Origin of the sequence: Faecalimonas sp. LCP19S3_D12 (genome assembly GCF_052121495.1) — a bacterium.
Classification (GTDB): domain Bacteria; phylum Bacillota; class Clostridia; order Lachnospirales; family Lachnospiraceae; genus Faecalimonas.
This window is the reverse complement of the sequence record NZ_JBQKED010000001.1, coordinates 23,374-45,488: the sequence shown is the minus strand read 5'-3', so window position 1 is coordinate 45,488 and position 22,115 is coordinate 23,374. Positions and strand designations below refer to the sequence as shown.

13 protein-coding genes are annotated in these 22,115 nt (G+C 40.1%); 12 read left to right on the top strand and 1 reads right to left on the bottom strand.

Translation table 11 applies throughout. The features are described 5' to 3' along the window. The first annotated feature begins 13 nt into the window (after nt 1-13). From rpoC to ACTQXY_RS00220, 4 genes are read left to right on the top strand one after another with little or no spacing between them, the layout of a single operon-like run. Nucleotides 14-3,721 (top strand): DNA-directed RNA polymerase subunit beta', encoded by a 3,708-nt coding sequence (gene rpoC, locus ACTQXY_RS00235; RefSeq protein WP_441657783.1) that lies wholly within the window; start codon nt 14-16, stop codon nt 3,719-3,721. 57 nt (nt 3,722-3,778) lie between these two features. Beyond that, complete coding sequence (locus ACTQXY_RS00230) at nt 3,779-5,434, top strand: EAL domain-containing protein (protein ID WP_441657782.1); 1,656 nt, start codon at nt 3,779-3,781, stop codon at nt 5,432-5,434. 51 nt (nt 5,435-5,485) lie between these two features. Next, a complete protein-coding gene (locus ACTQXY_RS00225; RefSeq protein WP_022249832.1) occupies nt 5,486-6,562 on the top strand; it encodes a M24 family metallopeptidase in 1,077 nt (358 codons plus the stop codon). Between the two features lie 9 nt (nt 6,563-6,571). Then, nucleotides 6,572-8,002, top strand: a complete 1,431-nt coding sequence (locus ACTQXY_RS00220; protein WP_441657781.1) for a beta-Ala-His dipeptidase — start codon at nt 6,572-6,574, stop codon at nt 8,000-8,002. Between the two features lie 71 nt (nt 8,003-8,073). Here ACTQXY_RS00220 and ACTQXY_RS00215 read toward each other — a convergent pair whose 3' ends face one another. Next, nucleotides 8,074-8,574 (bottom strand): sporulation initiation factor Spo0A C-terminal domain-containing protein, encoded by a 501-nt coding sequence (locus ACTQXY_RS00215; RefSeq protein ID WP_441657780.1) that lies wholly within the window; start codon nt 8,572-8,574, stop codon nt 8,074-8,076. A 251-nt stretch (nt 8,575-8,825) separates the two neighbouring features. Between ACTQXY_RS00215 and ACTQXY_RS00210 the strand changes: the two genes are divergently transcribed. The 8 genes from ACTQXY_RS00210 to ACTQXY_RS00175 all read left to right on the top strand — a co-directional run bounded on the left by ACTQXY_RS00210 (nt 8,826) and on the right by ACTQXY_RS00175 (nt 22,110). After that, complete coding sequence (locus ACTQXY_RS00210) at nt 8,826-9,395, top strand: HD domain-containing protein (RefSeq protein ID WP_441657779.1); 570 nt, start codon at nt 8,826-8,828, stop codon at nt 9,393-9,395. Nucleotides 9,396-9,568: 173 nt separating this feature from the next. Beyond that, nucleotides 9,569-11,413, top strand: coding sequence for a histidine kinase (locus ACTQXY_RS00205; protein WP_441657778.1), 1,845 nt, complete (start codon nt 9,569-9,571; stop codon nt 11,411-11,413). Nucleotides 11,414-11,511: 98 nt separating this feature from the next. Next, entirely contained in the window at nt 11,512-12,258 is a 747-nt protein-coding gene (locus tag ACTQXY_RS00200) for a response regulator transcription factor (protein WP_441657777.1), read from the top strand. A 187-nt stretch (nt 12,259-12,445) separates the two neighbouring features. After that, nucleotides 12,446-12,868, top strand: coding sequence for a 30S ribosomal protein S12 (rpsL, locus tag ACTQXY_RS00195; protein WP_158370334.1), 423 nt, complete (start codon nt 12,446-12,448; stop codon nt 12,866-12,868). A 214-nt stretch (nt 12,869-13,082) separates the two neighbouring features. Then, nucleotides 13,083-13,553 carry a 30S ribosomal protein S7 gene (gene rpsG / locus ACTQXY_RS00190; RefSeq protein ID WP_004611876.1) on the top strand — a complete coding sequence of 157 codons (471 nt, stop codon included), beginning with the start codon at nt 13,083-13,085 and terminating at the stop codon, nt 13,551-13,553. 44 nt (nt 13,554-13,597) lie between these two features. Then, a complete protein-coding gene (gene fusA, locus ACTQXY_RS00185) occupies nt 13,598-15,715 on the top strand; it encodes an elongation factor G (RefSeq protein WP_083382645.1) in 2,118 nt (705 codons plus the stop codon). Nucleotides 15,716-15,858: 143 nt separating this feature from the next. Next, nucleotides 15,859-17,052, top strand: a complete 1,194-nt coding sequence (tuf, locus tag ACTQXY_RS00180; protein WP_004611878.1) for an elongation factor Tu — start codon at nt 15,859-15,861, stop codon at nt 17,050-17,052. A gap of 375 nt (nt 17,053-17,427) precedes the next feature. Then, nucleotides 17,428-22,110, top strand: coding sequence for a discoidin domain-containing protein (locus tag ACTQXY_RS00175; RefSeq protein WP_441657776.1), 4,683 nt, complete (start codon nt 17,428-17,430; stop codon nt 22,108-22,110). Nucleotides 22,111-22,115 lie beyond the last annotated feature (5 nt).

The window sequence follows — 22,115 nt, the reverse complement described above, 5'->3', positions numbered from 1 at the left end:
AGGATTGCCAATAATGCCAGTAACAAATAATGAACCAGCATACCAGCCGATGACCTTTGATGCGATTAAAATCGGTTTGGCGTCACCTGAAAAAATCTTGGAATGGTCAAGAGGCGAAGTAACAAAACCAGAGACAATCAACTATAGAACTTTGAAGCCGGAAAAGGACGGACTTTTCTGCGAAAAGATTTTTGGACCTAGCAAAGACTGGGAATGTCACTGTGGTAAATACAAAAAAATCCGCTACAAAGGTGTTGTGTGTGACAGATGTGGTGTTGAAGTAACAAAGGCAAGTGTTCGTCGTGAACGTATGGGGCACATCGATCTTGCCGCACCGGTATCACATATTTGGTATTTCAAAGGAATCCCAAGCCGTATGGGATTGATCCTTGATTTATCACCGCGAACACTGGAAAAAGTATTATACTTTGCATCTTATATCGTATTAGACAAAGGTGAGACAGATTTACAGTACAAACAAGTATTGTCAGAGCAAGAGTATCAGGAAGCAAGAGAAAAATGGGGAAGCGCTTTCCGTGTAGGCATGGGAGCTGAATCTATTCAGGAACTTTTGCAGGCGATTGATTTAGATAAAGAATATGAAGAGCTACAGGCAGGCTTAAAAGGAGCTACGGGACAAAAGAGAGCGAGAATCGTAAAACGTCTTGAAGTAGTGGAAGCTTTCCGTGGTTCAGGAAACAAACCGGAATGGATGATCATGACAGTCATTCCAGTCATCCCACCGGATTTGCGTCCGATGGTGCAGTTAGATGGTGGACGTTTTGCAACATCTGACTTGAATGATTTGTATAGAAGAATCATCAACAGAAATAACCGTCTGAGAAGACTGTTAGAGCTTGGGGCACCGGATATTATCGTGCGTAATGAAAAGAGAATGCTTCAGGAAGCTGTTGATGCGTTGATTGATAATGGTCGTCGTGGCCGTCCGGTAACAGGACCTGGTAATAGAGCGTTAAAATCATTGTCCGATATGTTAAAAGGTAAGTCTGGACGTTTCCGTCAGAACTTACTTGGAAAACGTGTTGACTACTCAGGACGTTCCGTTATCGTGGTAGGACCGGAACTTAAGATTTATCAGTGTGGTCTTCCAAAAGAGATGGCGATTGAGCTCTTCAAACCATTTGTTATGAAAGAGTTAGTGGCAAATGGTACTGCTCATAATATTAAAAATGCAAAGAAAATGGTAGAGAGACTTCAGACGGAAGTTTGGGATGTTCTAGAAGATGTTATCAAAGAGCATCCGGTTATGTTAAACCGTGCCCCTACCCTCCACAGACTTGGTATTCAGGCATTTGAACCAATTCTGGTAGAAGGTAAGGCAATCAAGCTTCATCCACTCGTATGTACTGCGTACAATGCCGACTTTGACGGTGACCAGATGGCTGTCCATCTTCCACTTTCCGTAGAAGCTCAGGCAGAGTGCCGTTTTTTACTGTTATCTCCGAACAACTTACTGAAACCGTCTGACGGTGGTCCGGTAGCCGTTCCTTCACAGGATATGGTTCTTGGTATTTACTATCTGACACAAGAAAGACCGGGAGTAAAAGGAGAAGGAAAGTGCTTCAAGAACTTAAATGAAGCAATTCTTGCATATGAAAATGGAGTAATCACACTTCATTCGCGTATTAAAGTACGTGTGACAAAGTCAATGCCAAACGGCGAGACACTTACAGGAAATGTAGAATCTACACTTGGACGTTTCTTGTTCAATGAGATTATCCCTCAGGATTTAGGTTTTGTAGACAGAAGTATTCCGGGCAACGAATTGTTGTTAGAGGTAGATTTTCTCGTAGGTAAAAAACAGAATAAACAGATTCTTGAAAAAGTTATCAATACACATGGAGCAACTGTTACAGCAGAGGTACTTGATAAGATCAAAGCGACAGGATACAAATATTCTACAAGAGCTGCGATGACGGTATCTATTTCTGAGATGACAGTGCCGCCACAGAAACCACAGATGATTCAGGAAGCACAGGATACTGTGGATAGAATCACAAGAAACTTCAAACGTGGTCTTATCACAGAGGAAGAGCGTTACAAAGAAGTTGTTGAGACATGGAAGAATACCGATGATGCACTTACAAAAGCGCTTCTTGACGGACTTGATAAATACAACAACATCTTTATGATGGCGGACTCCGGAGCCCGTGGTTCTGACAAGCAGATCAAACAGCTTGCAGGTATGCGTGGTTTGATGGCAGATACAACAGGTCGTACAATCGAGTTGCCGATCAAGTCAAACTTCCGTGAAGGTCTTGACGTACTCGAATACTTCATGTCTGCGCATGGTGCTCGTAAAGGTCTTTCCGATACAGCGCTTCGTACAGCCGATTCAGGATATCTGACAAGACGTCTTGTTGACGTATCTCAGGATTTGATCATCCGTGAGATTGACTGTGTGGAAGAAGGGGCAGAGATTCCGGGAATGTATGTAAAAGCATTCATGGATGGAAAAGAAGAGATTGAAAGCTTACAGGAACGTATCACAGGACGTTATGTATGTGAGACAATTTATGATAAAGATGGAAATGTCATTGTAAAAGCAAACCACATGGTAACACCAAAACGTGCAGAACAAGTAATGAAATATGGTGTGAGCAAAGACGGCGGTCCAATCACAGAAGTGAAGATTCGTACGATTCTTTCTTGTAAATCACACATCGGTGTCTGCGCGAAATGTTATGGTGCGAACATGGCGACAGGTGAGCCTGTTCAGGTTGGTGAAGCTGTTGGTATTATCGCAGCTCAGTCAATCGGTGAACCGGGTACACAGCTGACCATGCGTACATTCCATACCGGTGGTGTTGCCGGTGGCGATATCACACAGGGTCTTCCTCGTGTCGAAGAGCTTTTTGAGGCAAGAAAGCCAAAAGGACTTGCAATTATTACAGAATTTGGTGGAACTGCTACAATTAATGACACAAAGAAGAAGCGTGAGATTATTGTTACGAATAATGAGACGGGAGAATCAAAAGCCTATTTGATTCCATATGGTTCAAGAATTAAAGTTCAGGATGGAGCAGAATTAGGCGCTGGAGATGAATTGACAGAAGGTAGCGTGAATCCTCATGATATCTTGAAGATCAAAGGCTTACGTGCAGTACAGGATTATATGATTCAGGAAGTACAGCGTGTATATCGTCTTCAGGGTGTAGAAATCAACGATAAGCATATTGAAGTTGTTGTTCGTCAGATGTTGAAGAAGATACGTATCGAGGAAAATGGTGATTCTGAGTTCTTACCGGGAACAATGGTGGATACACTTGATTTTGAAGATACAAATGAAAGACTGATTGCAGAAGGAAAAGAACCAGCAGTCGGAGAACAGGTAATGCTTGGTATTACAAAAGCTTCTCTTGCTACGAACTCCTTCTTGTCAGCAGCTTCTTTCCAAGAGACAACGAAAGTTCTGACAGAGGCGGCAATCAAAGGGAAAATCGATCCGTTGATTGGTCTGAAAGAAAATGTAATTATCGGTAAATTGATTCCGGCTGGTACAGGTATGAGAAAGTATCGCGATGTAAAATTAGATACAGAACTTGACATGGATGATGAGATTACTTTGGAAGATTTTGAGGAATTATCAGAAGAAACCGTGGAAGAGAGTGTTGTGGAAGAAATTTTAGAAGAAACCACAGAGGAAATGGAAGAGGAAGTTACAGAAGAAAATGCGGAGGAACTGACTGTTCAAGAATAGAGAAAAAGGAATGTGCTTTGCACATTCCTTTTCTGCGGTCAGAAGAGGTGAGAGAAATTGAATAATAATTTGGTGGAAGAATTTTCATATGACACAAAATTGTTATATGATGCTTTAGTTCGAAGTACAGATGAATTTATTTATATCTGTAATATGAAGACAGGTGTATATCGTTATCCTTCTGTAATGGTAAAAGAGTTCCATTTTCCTGGGGAACTGTTGAGAGATCCATTTCCCTATTGGAAAGAAGTGGTACATCCTGAAGATTGGGAACATTTTTATTTGTCGAATAAGGAACTTGGAAAAGAGGGAAGAGATAATCATCTTGTAGAATTCCGAGTCAAATCAAGAGATGGGGAGTATCGATGGATGAAATGTCGGGGATATCTGATGCGTGACGAGAACAATGAACCGGCAGTTTTTGCCGGAGTTTTAAGTAAGCTTGACAGAAAGCCGAGAATTGATGCACTTACTTCACTTTACACAAGTGAGGTTTTTCTAGAAGATTTCACTAAAATGTTGGAAGAAAATGTATTTGGTGAGATTGGAATGTTTATTTTAGGAATTGACACATTTCGAAATATTAATGAAGCTTATGGAAGGCAGACCGGAGATAAGGTGTTAAAGACAGTGGCAAAATTAATTTTAGAGTTGGTGCCGGAGGGAATTCGTGTCTATAGGTTAGAAGGAGACCATTTTGGAATTCTTGTGAAATATCCGAATGAAGAAATGGTGAAAAAATTGTACGATGCGATACGTTCACGTAGCCAGTGCTACAGGGGAAACGGAAAGCGGAGACTTTTGATGACGGTGTCCGCAGGATATGCAGAATATCCGAAAGATGCAGGTTCTTTTGTTGATCTGTATGAGTATGCGGACTATGCGCTGCAATATGCTAAGGAAAACGGAAGAGACTGCCTGCAACTGTTCTCGCAAGAAATGTTGGCGTACAGGTCCAGAGAACTGGATATTCTCCGTCTGTTAAAGGAAGATATTTCGGATAATTTTCGAGCATTTTCTTTAAAGTATCAACCGATTGTAGAAGGAGAGACGAAAGAAGTCATAGCTGTGGAAGCACTTTTGCAGTGGGAGAACCCTCAGATTGCAAATCTAGAGTATGATGAGTTTAGTAAGTTTTTGGAAAAGAACAGGCTATTGAATCCAGTCGGACGATGGATGTTCCAGACTGGATGCATGGCATTGAAAAAATGGATGTCAGAGGGGTGGAATCTGGCTTTGAACCTGAATGTGTCTTATGCACAGCTTTCGGATTGGAATTATATTCAGGAAATTATAATGATCGTAAAAAACTCGCGGGTTCCATCGGAAAAGATAGTAATTGAAGTGGTGGACAGTTATTTTATCAGCGATATGAAGATTTACGAACAGGCTTTCAGGGCTATCAAAGAAAGCGGGATGAAGATCATGTTGGATGATTTTGGCGCAGATTACGCATCGATTGGTCTGCTGAAAAACAATCTGGTAGATATCGTGAAGGTGGACAGGACAATCGTGCGCCGTGTCGTCAACAGCAGTTTTGATTTGGATTTCATTCGGTTTATAGTAAAAATATGCCATGATATGGAGATAGAGGTCTGCCTCGAAGGAGTGGCAGAGATGGAAGAATTAAAGCTCGTAGAAGATATGATTTTTGATTATATGCAGGGGGATTTGTTTGGAAAAGCGACCGATGCCAGATTGACTTTTAAATAGCGGGAGCTTATAATGAATTTGACTAAAAAAATGAAGACGAGGTGTGTAACCATGGATCAAAACAAATTAAACAGAGTATTAGAATCAATGAAAGAGACAGGAATTGAGCAACTGCTCATTTCAGACCCGGCATCTATCAATTATCTGACAGGACGCTATGTAAACTGTATGGAAAGAATGCAGGTATTGTATCTGGATGTGGAAGGAAATCACAAATTTGTTATCGGAAAGTTATTCCCACAACCTGAGATGGGAGTAGAAGTTATTTACTTTGACGATACAGAGGACTGTGTAGCAAAATTAGCAAGTTACATGAGAAAAGGAACAAAAATCGGAGTTGACAAGATCTGGCCTGCAAAATTTTTACTTCGTCTGATGGAGCTTGGCGTGGGAACAGAATATATCAATGCTTCATTCATCGTTGATAATATCCGTCAGATTAAGAGTGCAGAAGAACAGGACTTGATGAGACAGGCTTCCAGATTGAATGATCTTGGGTGTGAAAAACTGATTCCGCTTGTATCAAAAGGTTATACAGAACTTGAGATGGGAGATAAGCTTTTAGAGATCTATCTGGAACTCGGAGCAGAAGGACACTCATTTGAGCCAATTATCGCATATGGAGATAATGCAGCTGACCCACATCATGAGTCAGACAATTCTACAGGAAAAGTCGGAGATGCGGTAGTGCTTGATATCGGATGTATCAAAGACGGATACTGTGCAGATATGACAAGAACAGTGTTCATCGGAGAGGTATCTGACGAAGCGAGAAAGATCTATGAGATCGTTTTAGAGGCAAACAGACGTGGAATTGCAGCGGCAAAACCGGGAGCAAGATATTGTGATGTTGACAATGCAGCGCGTGACTATATTACAGAGATGGGATACGGAGAATATTTCACGCACAGAACAGGTCATAACATTGGTATGGAAGTTCATGAATACGGTGATGTTTCTGGAATCAATGAAAATGTATTGAAACCGGGTATGTGTTTCTCAGTGGAACCAGGTATCTACGTTCCGGGTGTAGCAGGTGTTCGTATTGAAGATTTGGTACTGATTACAGAAGACGGATGTGAAGTACTGAACAATTTAAGCAAAGAATTAACAGTTGTACCGGTTTAAGGAGTAAAGATGACAGATTTAGAAAAGATTATTTCTTATTTTAAACAGATTTCAAAAATACCAAGGACTTCAGGAGATGAGCAGGCAATTAGTGATTATTTGGTGGCGTTTGCAAAAGAACGTAATCTTGAAGTGATTCAGGATGAATACAACAATGTCATTATTAAGAAACCTGCGTTTCCTGGAGAAGAGCATAGAAGACCAATTATTTTTCAGGGACATATTGATATGGTCTATGTGAAGACCGAAGATTCCGATCATTGTTATGAAGATGGAATTGGGGTGCTTGACAATGGAGAGTTCCTTTACGCAAAAGATACGACACTTGGGGCAGATAACGGAATTGCAGTTTGCTATGCATTGATGCTTTTGGACAGCAAAGATATCAAGAACCCGCCGTTGGAATTCATTTTTACGGTGGATGAAGAAGTCGGCATGAAAGGTGCAGAGAATTTAGATATGAGTGTGCTGGAAGGAAAGGCGCTGATCAATCTAGATTCGGAAGAAGAGGGAATCTTTTGTGTCGGATGTGCCGGTGGAGTGCGCAATACATTTGAACTTCCGATAGAAAGAGAAGAAAAGCATGGCAAATATGTGCCGGTGGAAGTGTCATTCGGCAAATTGAAAGGTGGACATTCCGGCGCGGATATTCACTTAGAGAGAGGAAATGCAATCAAGCTTTTAGGACGAATCCTCTATGCGCTGAACGATTTCGATTTTGAAATCGGGGCAGTAGAGGCGAAAGGAAAGATGAACGTCATTTGCCATTCTGCAAAGATGGAATGCTTTGTGAGACCGGAAGATGTAGAGCGATTTACAGAACGCCTGAAAGCATGCGAAGCTATATTTCAGAATGAATTGCAGTTCTCAGATGAAGTAGAGATTCTTAGCAAGATCAAACCAGAAGTGGACAGCTGTATGGTTTACACAGAAAAGACAGCTTGGAATGTGAAGAATGCGTTACTGCTTTTGCCAAATGGAATCATAAGCTGGTCAATGGGCGTAAAAGGTCTTGTTCAGACATCGACAAACTTAGGTGTGATGGAAGAAGAAGACGGAAAGCTTGTGATTGGAAGTCTTGTCAGAAGTTCGGTAGAGTCACAGAAATCCATTGTTAAGAGCCAGATTGAAGCAGTTGCAGATGTACTTGGTGGAAAGAGTATCTCTTCAAGTGATTATCCGGGTTGGGAATTTAAAAAAGAATCGCCACTGCGTGATCTTGCAATTGAAAAATATGAAACGTTATTTGGAAAGAAGGCGGTGATCGAGGCGATTCATGCAGGGCTGGAATGTGGCTTCTGGGATGGTAAGATGGAGAATGTAGATATTATCTCTATGGGACCAGATATGATGGATGTGCATACGGTCAAGGAGCGTGTGTCGAAACAGTCTATTGACAATGTATGGAAATTATTGAAAGAGATTGTCGAAGCATATTAAAAGTGATTTTAAAAGAAAAAGTCATCGGAATCTTTTTAGAGACCGATGATTTTTTCTTTTGTTTGGGGAAATTAACGATGTTTCATGCGAAGATAGTCGGAAAGAACAGCAATGAATTCGGAATTTGTAGGTTTGCCAGTGGCGGGATTGATACTATAACCAAATAAAGAGGTGATAAATTCTGCGTTTCCTCTTGTAAATGCGATTTCAATTGCATGCCGTATAGCTCGTTCAACTCGACTTGAAGTTGTGTTGTTTTTTGTCGCAATCTCCGGATACAGTACTTTAGTGATTGAGTTGATGGTATCTCGGTCGCGCATTGTGATGTGTACTGCATCTTTTAAGTACTGATACCCCATGATGTGTGATGGAATACCAATTTCGTGAATGAGTGATACGACATGGGTTTCCAAATGTTCGCCAGAAGTGTCGTGTATAGCTTCGGGAAGGGTAAAAGACGTATTGATATCAGTGTCTTTTGTAAGTCTGGATAGTTGTTTTAGAATTTCCAACATATTTGAACTGGAGATTTCTAAATTCAATTGAAGTTTGTAAGGTCCTGAGTAATGCATAATTATTCTCCTAATTCTTTAAAATATTTGTGTGTTTTTCAAACTGTTCCTATTATCCTATGACTTATGACAAAATACAATTGTATATCTTGGCATTATTTGCCAATTCTTAGTGTTATGGGGGAAAAACAAGAAATAGAATAACTTATTGTAGAATTATTGAGAATTTACTCAAAAATAAAGAGTATTTACAGAAAGTAGGATTTGTATTAGAATAGATGAGAAAAGTTTTGGAAAAGGAGTTTGGAAAAATGAGTATTTCAAGAGAACAGGCACATGGTATTTTGATGAAATATATGAAAGGAGAGGCTTACATTCAACATTCTTATGCGGTGGAGGCGATTATGAAAGGGATTGCAAAGAGACTTGCGCCAGAGGAAGAAGAGTTTTGGGGAGTTGTAGGTTTGTTGCATGATCTAGATGAAGAACATTGTGATTGGAAGAACCATCCGGAAGTACACGGACCTACTTCTGTTGAAATTCTGAAAAAAGAAGGAGTGGATGATAAGGTGCTACATGACGCAATCTGTGCACACAATCCAAAATGTGGTGTAAAAGCAAAGACGAATCTTCAGTACGCAGTGCTGGCGGCAGACCCAATGAGCGGATTTGTAAAGGCAGTTGCACAGATTTATCCGGATAAGAAGATTGCAAGCGTAAAGCACAAATCCGTTATGAAACGTTTTAATGAGATGAGATTTGCGGCAGGTGCGAACCGTGATTACATGGAATCCATCGAGTTTACAAAGTTAAGTCTGGATGACCTGATTGATATTGCATTGGAAGAGATGGGAAAAATTTCAGATGTATTAGGACTATAGCAGATGGTAATGTTTCTGTTTGTTTTGCTCAACGTTTTGATGCGAAAACAAAATAGTGTCGAGAGAGAAGGAAGGAAAAATATGGTGGATTTGTGTCTTTATACGACACTTCCCTTTCATATTTTGAATTCCTTTTTTGTCGGTTGGAAATAAGAATAGAGGAGTGTTTTGTTTTGAGAAAAAAAAGAAAAGAGTGGGGAAAATCGTTGAACAACAGACTTATGGGACTTATCGTGCTATGTGGGATTGTGCCGGTGCTCTTTATTGTCCTATTTGTAACAAGCTCCTATAGACAGGGAATTATCGAAAAGACAGAATCTATGGTGGAAAGTGAAATGAAATATGTCACATCACTGATTTCCGGGAGACTGAACCATGCAATTGAAATTTGCAAGGCAGCAACGTATGATGAAGAATATGAGGATGCGTGGATAGAATATCACAGTGGGGAAAAGTCAGAAAATGTATTTTATGAGCGTGTAAAAAAACGTCTCGACCGGATGTTTCAACTGGATCAGAGATATGATGCGCTTTCATTTTATGAGGTGAACCAAGAAGGACCTTTCTGTTATAGTGCGAGGCAAGAGTCTACTTATTTTGACTATATGGAAAAGATAGATCCTACAATTCAGGAATTTAGACAGCAGGACTGTTCGGATACACAGATATTTGTGATTAGTGGGCGCATTTTTATTGTGCGTAATTTGTATACTGATTTTGAAAATGAGAAATTTGGAACGTTGGCAATTGAGATGAATGTATCCAGATTGTTTCACGATATCAAATCCCAAATTGCAGAAGAGACTGCTATTTATTTGGATCAATCCCAAAATCGGGTGATGATACATGGAAATATTGAGGGTGAATGGCAGAAAGAAATTGAAGAAAAGCTTTTAGAAAAGTTTGATCAGAATCAATCGGAACAGTATATTAGCATACATAATCTGGAGTACAGCGGCTATATGAGAAGTCATGGGCAGAACGATTATAATCTGGGGATTATCTATATGTCACAGAATAAGCAGTTGTATATTGAAGTATATGAGTTTTACAAAGCCATTATTTTTATTATTCTAATTATGATACCATTGCTGATATATGTATTTTATTTTTTGAGACTTCATATATCAGAGCCGATTACAAAGATGATTGAAGCATCAAAAGCGATTGAGCGAGGGGCAATAGGGACAGTTGTGCAGGATGAAAAGATGCCCAATATCGAGTTTGAATATTTGCGGGAAGCATTTAATAAGATGTCAAAACAAGTGAAATATCTGTTTGATTATGCTTATGATGAAAAAATGGCAAGGAAAGATGCAAAAATCATGGCGCTTCAGGCGCAGATCAATCCTCATTTTTTAAATAACACGCTGGAAATGATGAACTGGCAGGCAAGAATGTCAGGCAATCTGGAGGTGTCGAGCATGATTGAATCTTTAGGGGTTGTGCTTGATTATAATATGAATCGGGAATCAAAGCGTCTGACAACGCTTTCGCGGGAACTTCGCTGTGCGGATGCATATTTTCATATTATATCAAAGCGTTTTGGAAAGAGACTTACCGTGGAGAAGGAGATTGATCAGAAACTGCTTCCTGTCAAAGTTCCTCAGCTTGTGCTCCAGCCAATGATAGAGAATGCGGTCGTTCACGGTATTGAACAAATAAAACAGGGGATGATCAAAATAAAAATATACAGTAATGCAGAAAATCTGTATCTTCAAGTAATGAATAGCGGAAAGCCACTCACAAAGGATGTAAAAGAAAAAATAGAGACATTATTGAATCAGAAACCTGAGGAAGTTGCCGAGGGAAGGGGACATCATATTTCGCTTGCAATTCGAAATATCAATGAACGAGTGAAACTGATTTATGGAGAACAGTATGGTCTTTGTATTGAGCAGAAAGGAGAATATATTGTCTCTACAATCACAATTCCGATGGGTGAGGAGAAAAGCCATATGGAACAGGATAGCCGAGAAAATGTGAGGAAACGTTTGGAAGAGACAGGGCGTTTTTAGATGCGATTTTAACTAAATTGAAGGAAAAGTTTTGACAAGTTTTAGTGGATGTGTATAATAAAAGATGGTTTGTTGATGTAAGGCAGAGGGTGTGAGAAGTGAACAAAGTAGTAATTGTTGATGATGAATCGATTATCGTAGAAGGATTATGCAAGACACTTCCTTGGGAACAGTGGAATTGCAAAGTTGTTGCAACAGCAAGTGATGGGGAAGAAGGTCGCAAGATTATCGAACAGTATCAGCCTGATCTTGTTTTTTCTGATATTGCCATGCCGGGAGTTGACGGGTTAAAGATGATAGCAGGCTTAAAGTCAGAGTTTCCGGATATGGAGATCAGTATTTTGACCGGATATCGCGATTTTGAATATGCACAGGAGGCAGTGCGGCTTGATGTGCGCAGATTTCTTTTGAAACCATCCAGCATGGAAGAAATTGAAGAAGCGGTAGAGGCAATGATTCAAAAACTTGAAAAGAAAGCAAAACTTCCTAAGGCGGAAGAGCCAAAAGAAAAGTGTGAGATGGCGAATAGTTTTATTGTAAAAAATGCAATGAAATATATAGAGATGCATTATGCAGAGCGGCTGACTCTATCGGAAGTGGCAGAGCAGACTTATGTGAGTCAGTGGCATTTGAGCAAATTACTGAATAAACATATGGGACACAGCTTTTCAGAACTTTTGAATATGACAAGGATTAGAAAGGCGCAGGAGCTGTTGAAAGATCAGTCCCTTCGAATTGGTGAGATTGCAGAGTTGGTAGGTTTTCTGGATATGGCTCATTTTTCCAGAGTATTTAAGAAAATTGCCGGAATGTCGGCAAATGAATATAGAAATATGATGAGTTAGCTTGAAAAGAGTAAGGAATAATTGAGTTTTTGGGATTATTTCTTATTTTTTTGATTTCGATACTTGACTTTTGGGAAGAATCATACTACACTGTCTAAGTGTGCAAAGAAACGCGTTGTTTTTTGTGCACTTAGAACTTAGAATAAGTTTAAACAGCAACCAACAGTATTCATAGGAGGTGAAAGGAATGCCAACATTTAACCAGTTAGTAAGAAAGGGACGTCAGACTTCTGTAAAGAAATCAACAGCACCAGCTCTTCAGAAAGGATATAACTCTTTAAGAAAGAGAGCTACGGATGCTTCAGCACCACAGAAGAGAGGTGTTTGTACAGCAGTTAAGACAGCTACACCTAAAAAACCTAACTCAGCTCTTAGAAAGATTGCCAGAGTTCGTCTTTCTAACGGTATCGAAGTAACAAGCTATATCCCAGGAGAGGGACATAATCTTCAGGAACATAGTGTTGTTCTTATCCGTGGAGGTCGTGTTAAAGACTTACCAGGTACAAGATACCATATCGTTCGTGGAACACTTGATACAGCAGGTGTTGCAAAGAGACGTCAGGCTCGTTCTAAATACGGAGCTAAGAGACCAAAAGACGCTAAGAAATAGAATATTAGCAAGTGCATAGCGCGAGTGTAGTGCGAACTACATTTTATGTAACAATCGTATCACAAACAGAACTATGATTCCTGTAGGTTGCGGGTTATATCGATAGATAGTAAGTCCCGCGCGAACACATTCATATTTCAGAAAATGTGAGTACCGATGAATTAATTTTATTAGAAATGAAAATTTCGAAACCATAATTAAGGAGGGAAGAACCGTGCCACGTAAAGGACATACTCAAAAAAGAGACGTATTAGCGGATCCATTATACAACAACAAAGTGGTTACAAAACTTATCAATAACATTATGTTAGATGGTAAAAAAGGTGTAGCACAGAAGATTGTATACGGAGCATTTGAAAGAGTTGCTGAGAAAGCTGATAAACCAGCTATCGAAGTATTTGAAGAAGCAATGAACAACATTATGCCGGTACTTGAAGTAAAAGCAAGACGTATCGGTGGTGCAACATACCAGGTGCCGATCGAAGTAAGAGCTGACAGAAGACAGGCTTTAGCGCTTCGTTGGATTACATTGTATTCTCGTAAAAGAGGAGAAAAAACAATGGAAGAAAGATTGGCAAACGAAATTCTTGATGCAGCTAACAACACAGGCGCATCTGTAAAGAAGAAAGAAGACATGCACAAAATGGCAGAAGCAAACAAAGCATTTGCTCATTACCGTTTCTAATTTCAGCTTGCTGAAATTGATTCAAATAATAGGAGGAAAAAATCTTGGCTGGAAGAGAATATCCATTAGAGAGAACAAGAAACATCGGTATTATGGCTCATATTGATGCTGGTAAAACAACAACAACAGAGCGTATCTTATACTATACTGGTGTTAACCATAAAATTGGTGATACTCACGAAGGTACTGCTACTATGGACTGGATGGCTCAGGAGCAGGAAAGAGGTATCACAATCACTTCAGCAGCTACAACATGTCACTGGACATTGCAGGAAAACTGCAAACCTAAAGCTGGCGCTTTAGAGCACCGTATCAACATCATTGATACTCCGGGACACGTTGACTTTACTGTAGAAGTTGAGCGTTCACTCCGTGTACTTGATGGTGCAGTAGGTGTATTCTGTGCAAAAGGTGGAGTTGAACCACAGTCAGAAAACGTATGGCGTCAGGCTGACACATACAACGTACCAAGAATGGCATTCATCAATAAGATGGACATTTTAGGTGCCAACTTCTACGCAGCAGTTGAACAGATTAAGACAAGATTAGGTAAAAATGCAATCTGCATTCAGTTGCCAATCGGAAAAGAAGATGACTTCAAAGGAATCATCGATTTATTTGAAATGAAAGCTTATATCTACAATGATGATAAAGGTGATGACATTTCTATCGTTGATATTCCGGAAGATATGAAAGATGATGCTGAGTTATATCGTACAGAATTAGTAGAAAAAATCTGCGAATTAGACGATGATTTAATGATGGCATATTTAGAAGGAGAAGAACCATCTGTAGAAGAATTGAAAGCAGCATTAAGAAAAGGAACATGTACTTGTGCAGCTGTTCCGGTATGCTGTGGTACAGCTTACAGAAACAAAGGTGTTCAGAAACTTCTTGATGCAGTTATCGAATTCATGCCTTCACCACTTGACATTCCTGCTATCCAGGGTGTTGATGAAGACGGAAACGATGTTGTAAGAGAATCTTCTGATGAAGGTCCTTTCTCAGCATTAGTATTTAAGATTATGACTGACCCATTCGTAGGTAAGTTAGCATACTTCAGAGTTTACTCTGGAACAATGAACTCAGGTTCTTATGTATTGAATGCAACAAAAGGAAAGAAAGAACGTGTTGGACGTATCCTTCAGATGCATGCAAACAAAAGAGAAGAGCTTGACAAAGTATATTCAGGAGATATCGCAGCTGCGATCGGATTCAAATTCTCTACAACTGGAGATACAATCTGTGATGAACAGCATCCGGTAGTTCTTGAATCTATGGAATTCCCAGAGCCGGTTATCGAGTTAGCTATTGAACCAAAAACAAAAGCTTCTCAGGGTAAACTTGGTGAATCCTTAGCAAAACTTGCAGAAGAAGACCCGACATTCCGTGCTCATACAGATCAGGAAACAGGTCAGACAATCATCGCTGGTATGGGTGAGCTTCACCTTGAAATCATCGTAGACAGACTTCTTCGTGAATTCAAAGTAGAGGCGAACGTAGGTGCACCGCAGGTTGCTTACAAAGAATCATTCACAAAAGCAGTTGATGTAGACAGCAAATATGCAAAACAGTCAGGTGGACGTGGACAGTACGGACACTGTAAAGTTAAATTTGAGCCAACAGATGTCAATGGCGAGCAGACATTCTTCTTTGAATCTACAGTAGTAGGTGGAGCGATTCCAAAAGAATACATTCCAAAAGTAGGAGAAGGTATTGAAGAAGCTATGAAATCTGGTACACTTGGTGGATTCCCGGTAGTTGGTATTAAAGCTACTGTATACGATGGTTCTTACCATGAAGTCGATTCAAGTGAAATGGCATTCCATATTGCCGGATCTTTAGCATTCAAAGATGCTATGGCAAAGGCGGCTCCGGTACTTCTTGAGCCAATCATGAAAGTTGAAGTAACAATGCCGGAAGAATATATGGGTGATGTTATCGGTGACATCAATGCACGTCGTGGACGTATCGAAGGTATGGATGACTTAGGCGGCGGTAAGATCGTAAGAGCTTACGTTCCATTGTCAGAAATGTTTGGATACTCTACAGACTTACGTTCAAGAACTCAGGGACGTGGTAACTACTCTATGTTCTTTGAGAAATATGAACCAGTACCGAAGAACGTTCAGGAAAAAGTATTATCTAATAAAAATGCATAATTCTTACTAATTTTCGGGACGAAAATCTTAAAAAGACTTGAAAATCTATATGATTTGAAATATAATCAGAGATAACCGAGTAAATCAAAAATATGAAAAAAGCCCCTTTATAAGGGGCATATAATTAAGGAGGATTATTCAAAATGGCTAAAGCTAAATTTGAAAGAACAAAACCACATGCTAACATTGGTACAATCGGACACGTTGACCATGGTAAAACAACTTTAACAGCTGCTATCACAAAAACTCTTGCAGCAAGAGTTGCTGGTAACGCTGCTGTAGATTTCGAAAACATCGACAAAGCTCCAGAAGAAAGAGAACGTGGTATCACAATTTCTACAGCTCACGTTGAGTACGAAACAGAAAAACGTCACTACGCTCACGTTGACTGCCCAGGACATGCCGATTACGTTAAAAACATGATCACAGGTGCTGCTCAGATGGATGGTGCTATCCTTGTTGTAGCTGCTACTGATGGTGTTATGGCTCAGACAAGAGAGCACATCTTACTTTCTCGTCAGGTAGGTGTACCTTACATCGTAGTATTCATGAACAAATGTGACATGGTTGACGATGAAGAATTATTAGAATTAGTAGAAATGGAAATTCGTGAATTATTAGATGAATACGAATTCCCAGGAGATGATACTCCAATCATCCAGGGATCAGCTCTTAAAGCTCTTGAAGATCCAAACGGAGAATGGGGAGACAAAATTATGGAACTTATGGATGCAGTAGATAGCTACATTCCAGATCCACAGAGAGCAACAGATCAGCCATTCTTGATGCCAGTAGAAGACGTATTCTCTATCACAGGACGTGGTACAGTTGCTACAGGTAGAGTAGAACGTGGTACACTTCACGTATCTGACGAAGTTGAAATCGTTGGTATCAAAGAAGAATCTCGTAAAGTTGTTATCACAGGTATCGAGATGTTCCGTAAACTTCTTGACGAAGCTCAAGCTGGTGATAACATCGGTGCATTACTTCGTGGTGTTCAGAGAACTGAAATCGAAAGAGGACAGTGTCTTGTTAAACCAGGTAGTGTAACTTGCCACCACAAATTCACAGCTCAGGTTTACGTATTGACAAAAGATGAAGGTGGACGTCATACACCATTCTTCAACAACTACAGACCACAGTTCTACTTCAGAACAACTGACGTAACAGGTGTTTGTAACTTACCAGAAGGTACAGAAATGTGCATGCCTGGTGACAACGTAGAAATGTCAATCGAATTAATTCACCCAGTAGCTATGGAACAAGGTTTACGTTTCGCTATTCGTGAAGGTGGACGTACAGTAGGTTCAGGAAGAGTTGCTACAATCATTGAGTAATCGTTGATTTGTGATTTGAACTAATTGAATTTATACCCCGGAAACGCAAGTTTCCGGGGTTTTTCTTGAATTTATAAGAAATACAAGCAGCTGAATACACAGAAATAGCAAATTGAATAAGGAAGATGAAAGAGGAAATCTAACGATATAGGATTTAGAATAAAATATTCACTTGCAAATTTTGGCAAAAAGTGCTTTAATAAAATTAATATTATACAGGCGGGTTGTTACTTTTTAGGCAAAACCGAACTTTTGGAACAGAGTATATAATGTAAAATTGTATAGTCTGTTCCAAAAGTTCGGTTTTTTAGTGCAAAGCAGAATATTTTCCTGCTGTAAAGATTCGTCTGATAATAAATAATGAGGAGGAAAGATATGAAGAAAAAAGGAACATGGATGCGTGCAAGTGCAGGCGCCCTTTCTGCGGCAATGGTATTGGGGTCTGTAACTGTAGCGCCGGCTGTAAAGGCAGAAAATGTGGAAGAGAAAGCGGGTTATGAGGTTAACTATGCTCTTAATTCAAAAGTAACTGCGAGCAATCAGGAACTGGCAAATCAGTGGGGACCGGAGAAAGCGGTAGATGGCATTGTGAATCGTGATGCTGAGAAACCGGAACAGTCACGCTGGTCAACAGCACAGAGCACCACACAGGAAGCGAGAACGTTGACATTAGACTTGGGGGCTGTAAAGACATTCAGTCAGTTTGTAATTGAGTGGGAGAGAACCAATATTACAAATTTCAAGATTTCTGTTTCTGACACAGAAGATGGTACTTATAAAGATGTTTATGTAAAGGAAGATGGTAAGAATATTACATCTCTTACAAGCAGGATCAATCTTGAGAAAGCTGCAACAGGACGTTTTGTTCGTTTGACGGTGAACGGGTATACGTTGAACCCGGGTAACTGGCAGTCTGTATCTCTCTATGAGTTCAAAGTACTCGGAGAGGCTGAGAACTTGAGTGAAGGTGCAACAGTAGCAGCAGACGGATATGAAGATAATCTTGAAAAATTCCAACCTAGTAAAGTAGTTGACGGAGATGATACAACGCGTTGGGCAAGTCCGGCTAAGTTAGGACAACACTGGATTAGCTTAGATTATGGAAAAGAAATTTCTATCCAGTCATTCAAGATTCACTGGGAGCGCACGAATGCAACAAAATATCGTTTGGAAAAATCGTCAGACGGTACAAACTGGGAGCCGGTTGTAAGTTTTGAGAAAAAACCAGACAGCTATCAGCAGATTATCAACTTAGATGAACCGATCAACACACAGCATGTACGCCTTTTCATTGAAGAATTCGATCCAAAAGGGGCGCCGGAAAACGGAGCTGAGGTAACATGGAACACAGTTGGTATCTGGGAGTTTGAGACTTATGCCGGAAAATTAGAAGAGCCGGAAAACACTCAGGATCCACAGGAAGTTGCAGATAACTTAGAGCTGCCTGAATCGATCGAAGGTGATTCTAAGAAATTTACAATGCCGGAAGTTCCGGAAGGGTTTGAAATAAGCTTTGTCGGAGCAGACTATGAGCAGATTTTAGACAGAGACTTGACAGTTTATCAGCCGTTGGTTACACAGCAGATTAAGATGAACTTCAATGTAAAAGCAGAAGGAAAAGATGGAAAAGCAGTTGACTCGAAAGAATATACAATGACTGTTACCGGTAAATACGAGCAGGAAGAGGGAGACAACGCAAAGCCAGCAGTAATTCCGGAACTTGCTGAGTGGAAAGGTGCAAAAGGCGGAGAGTTTGCAGTGAAGGACGGCAGCCGTATCGTTGTTGCAAACAAAGATAAAGCAGCGCTTCAGAGAGCGGCAACAGAGTTCCAGAAAGATTATAAAGATTTATTTGGAAAAGATCTTGAAATTGTATATGCGGACAGCGCAAATGCCGGAGATTTCTTCTTTACACTTGTAGAAGCAGGAACAGGTCTGAAAGAGGAAGGATACAATCTGAAAATTGATGATTCAGTTACAGTGGAAGCAGAAACTTCAACAGGTGCATACTGGGCAACAAGAAGTATTCTTCAGATTTTAAAACAGACAGATGGAACAATCGCAAAAGGTGAGGCGCGTGACTATCCAAAATACGAAGTGCGTGGATTCATGCTTGATGTCGGAAGAAGACCATTCTCTAAGAAAATTGTCAATGAAGTTGCAAAGACAATGGCATGGTACAAGATGAACGACTTACAGCTTCACTTAAATGACAACTATATCTTCTTGGAAGATTACACAACTGCAGGAGAAGATCCGATGACTGCATATGAGGGATTCCGTTTGGAGTCTGATATCAAAGCAGATGGAAATCTGAATAAGGCAGATTTGACAAGTGATGACATGTACTGGACAAAAGATGAGATGCGTCAGGTGATTCAGGATTACCGTGAAATCGGTATGGATATTGTACCTGAGTTCGATACACCGGCACACTCTCTTGCATTTACAAAGGTTCGTCCAGACCTTAAAATGGGTGGAAATGGACGTGAGAATGATCACTTTAATTTGGCAACTCCTAGTGGGGGTGATGCAAGTGAAACGCCATATGCGAAGTCTTTAGAATTTGTAGAAGGTCTTTGGGATGAATATTTGGAAGGTGAGAATCCTGTATTCGATGAAGAGACAATTGTTAATATCGGAACAGATGAATATTCAGAAACATATAAAGAACAGTTCCGCCAATTTACAGATGATTTGTTAGCACATGTTCAAGAGAAAGGTAATCAAGTTCGTCTTTGGGGAAGTCTTACTGCAAGAAAAGGTCAGACAGATGTAAGAAGCGAAGATGTACAGATGAATATCTGGAATGACGGTTGGGCAAATCCAAAAGAGATGTACAAAGAAGGATATGATCTGATTGATATGAACGATGGAACAGTTTACATTGTTCCGGCAGCCGGATATTATGGTGATTATTTGAATAAACAGCACTTATACAGCAATTATGATCCGGCAAAACGTATGGGAGTTCCGGTTGGTTCTGAACAGACACTCGGTGGAGCTTATGCAATCTGGAATGACATGGTAGATAAGAAAGCGAATGGTCTTTCTGAGATGGAAATTTATGACCGTTTCAACGATGCAGCTCCATTCTACGCATCAAGTTTGTGGGGAGATGAAGAAAAGACTTACGCAGAGGCAACAGAAGTCAGCGAAGCAGTTGGAGAAGCTCCTCGCACAAACGCATACGATAAAGTGGACAGCAAAGGTGACACAATCGTTTCTTATGATTTCGATGAAGGATTGAATGACGAATCCGGAAACGGATATGATGCAAAAGATGCAGTGAATGCAAAAGTAGAAGATAAAGCATTTGTATTGAACGGAAAAGAAAGCTATGTTTCTACTCCGCTTGACCGTGTTGGCCCTGGAAAGGAACTTTCTTTCGACATTACAATGAAAAAACCTGGAATGCCTGGAGAAATTTTATTCGAGGCAGACGCAGAATATGGAACATATGATATCCGTATTATGGAAGATGGAACACTTGGATTTACAAGAGAAGGTTATGACTATTCCTTTGGATATAAACTTCCGGTAAATCAGAAAGTATCTCTGACAATCAGAACAGACGGAGATGTGACTTCTCTGATTGCAGATGGCAAGAAATATTCTGCAACAGGAAGCTACACATATGAAGGCGATTTGAAAGCATCTAATATCTCACGTGCGTCATTGTCATTGCCGACAGAACGAATTGGTTCTAAGACAAATGCGGTAAACGCAGTGATCGATAACATTGTGTTGACTTCTAAAGTGGTAAAAGAAGATTTGACAGAGGGAGCAATCGATTCAAAAGACTTCACAGTGACAGCTGACAACGAAAACTCAGATGGAAAAATTACAAATGCATTTGATAATAATATTTCTACAATCTGGCATACACAGTGGTCGCCAAACAAGAAACCACTTCCGGCTGTGATCACAATTGATATGAAGAAGAATTACGATATCAATGGATTCTACTATATGCCAAGACAGACAGGAAATAATGGATATATCTTAGAATATACATTGGAGTATCAAGATGCTTCCGGAAACTGGCAGAAAGCTGTAGATAAAGGAACATGGTCTTCTAATGGATCTGAGAAAAATGTGAGATTTAAACCAATCAACACATCAAAATTAAGACTGACAGTTACAAAAGGACAGAATGATTTCGGTAGTGCGGCAGAGTTCAAAGTGCTTGGAGGAACAGAGGACTTGACAAAAGTACCACTTCGCATCAGCACATATGTGGAAGGAAAAGGAACAGCAGAAGTTTCAAAAGAGCAGATTAACAAAGGCGAGGAAGTTACATTTACTGCAAAAGCAGATAAAGGAAACAAATTCGTTGGCTGGTATGACATTTTCGGAAACGAAGTGAGCAAGGAAGCTTCTTACAAAGTAACACCGGAGGATAACCTGACATTGGTTGCTAAGTTTGAAGAATCTGACACACCGGTAGATCCGGATGAAGTAAACAAAGACAAATTGGAAGACTTAATCAAAGAAGCAGAAAAGATGGATCTGAGCGGATATACATCAGAGAGCATAAAAGTATTTGAAGATGCACTTGCTCAGGCGAAAGTAGTTATGGAAGATCCGGAAGCTGATCAGGATGCTGTAGATGCAGCAGAGGGACAGTTGGCAGCAGCAGTTGAACAGTTAGAAAAAGCTGACAAACCTGTAGTACCGAGCGAAGTAGATAAGAGCGCTTTGGAAAAATACTACAATGAATGTGTTTCATACTACAAAGAAGCTGACTACACAGCAGACAGCTGGAAAGTATATAAAGAAGCACTCACAAATGCCAAGACAGTGCTTGATGATGAAGATGCAACAGCAGAGGAAATCAAGGCAGCTACGGAGAAACTTGCAAAGGCGGCTAAGGATTTAGTGAAAAAAGAGGAAAATAAGAAACCAGATACTCCGTCTACCGGTGGCTCAGATGAAACTGGAAAGAAACCGGTGACAGGAGATTCGACTGCGGCGCCAATGATGATGGTTCTTGCGGCAGCAGCATCCGTAATTGCAGGAAAAGAAATCCTAAAAAAGAAAAAAACGGTTGAATAATAAAA

What these genes read in the sequence shown, in the direction of transcription:
- ACTQXY_RS00225 (WP_022249832.1), top strand. Translation starts at nt 5,486, where the DNA reads ATGGATCAAAACAAATTAAACAGAGTATTAGAATCAATGAAAGAGACA.
- ACTQXY_RS00220 (WP_441657781.1), top strand. Translation starts at nt 6,572, where the DNA reads ATGACAGATTTAGAAAAGATTATTTCTTATTTTAAACAGATTTCAAAA.
- ACTQXY_RS00175 (WP_441657776.1), top strand. Translation starts at nt 17,428, where the DNA reads ATGAAGAAAAAAGGAACATGGATGCGTGCAAGTGCAGGCGCCCTTTCT.
- rpsL (WP_158370334.1), top strand. Translation starts at nt 12,446, where the DNA reads ATGCCAACATTTAACCAGTTAGTAAGAAAGGGACGTCAGACTTCTGTA.
- tuf (WP_004611878.1), top strand. Translation starts at nt 15,859, where the DNA reads ATGGCTAAAGCTAAATTTGAAAGAACAAAACCACATGCTAACATTGGT.
- rpoC (WP_441657783.1), top strand. Translation starts at nt 14, where the DNA reads ATGCCAGTAACAAATAATGAACCAGCATACCAGCCGATGACCTTTGAT.
- ACTQXY_RS00210 (WP_441657779.1), top strand. Translation starts at nt 8,826, where the DNA reads ATGAGTATTTCAAGAGAACAGGCACATGGTATTTTGATGAAATATATG.
- ACTQXY_RS00215 (WP_441657780.1), bottom strand. Translation starts at nt 8,574, where the DNA reads ATGCATTACTCAGGACCTTACAAACTTCAATTGAATTTAGAAATCTCC.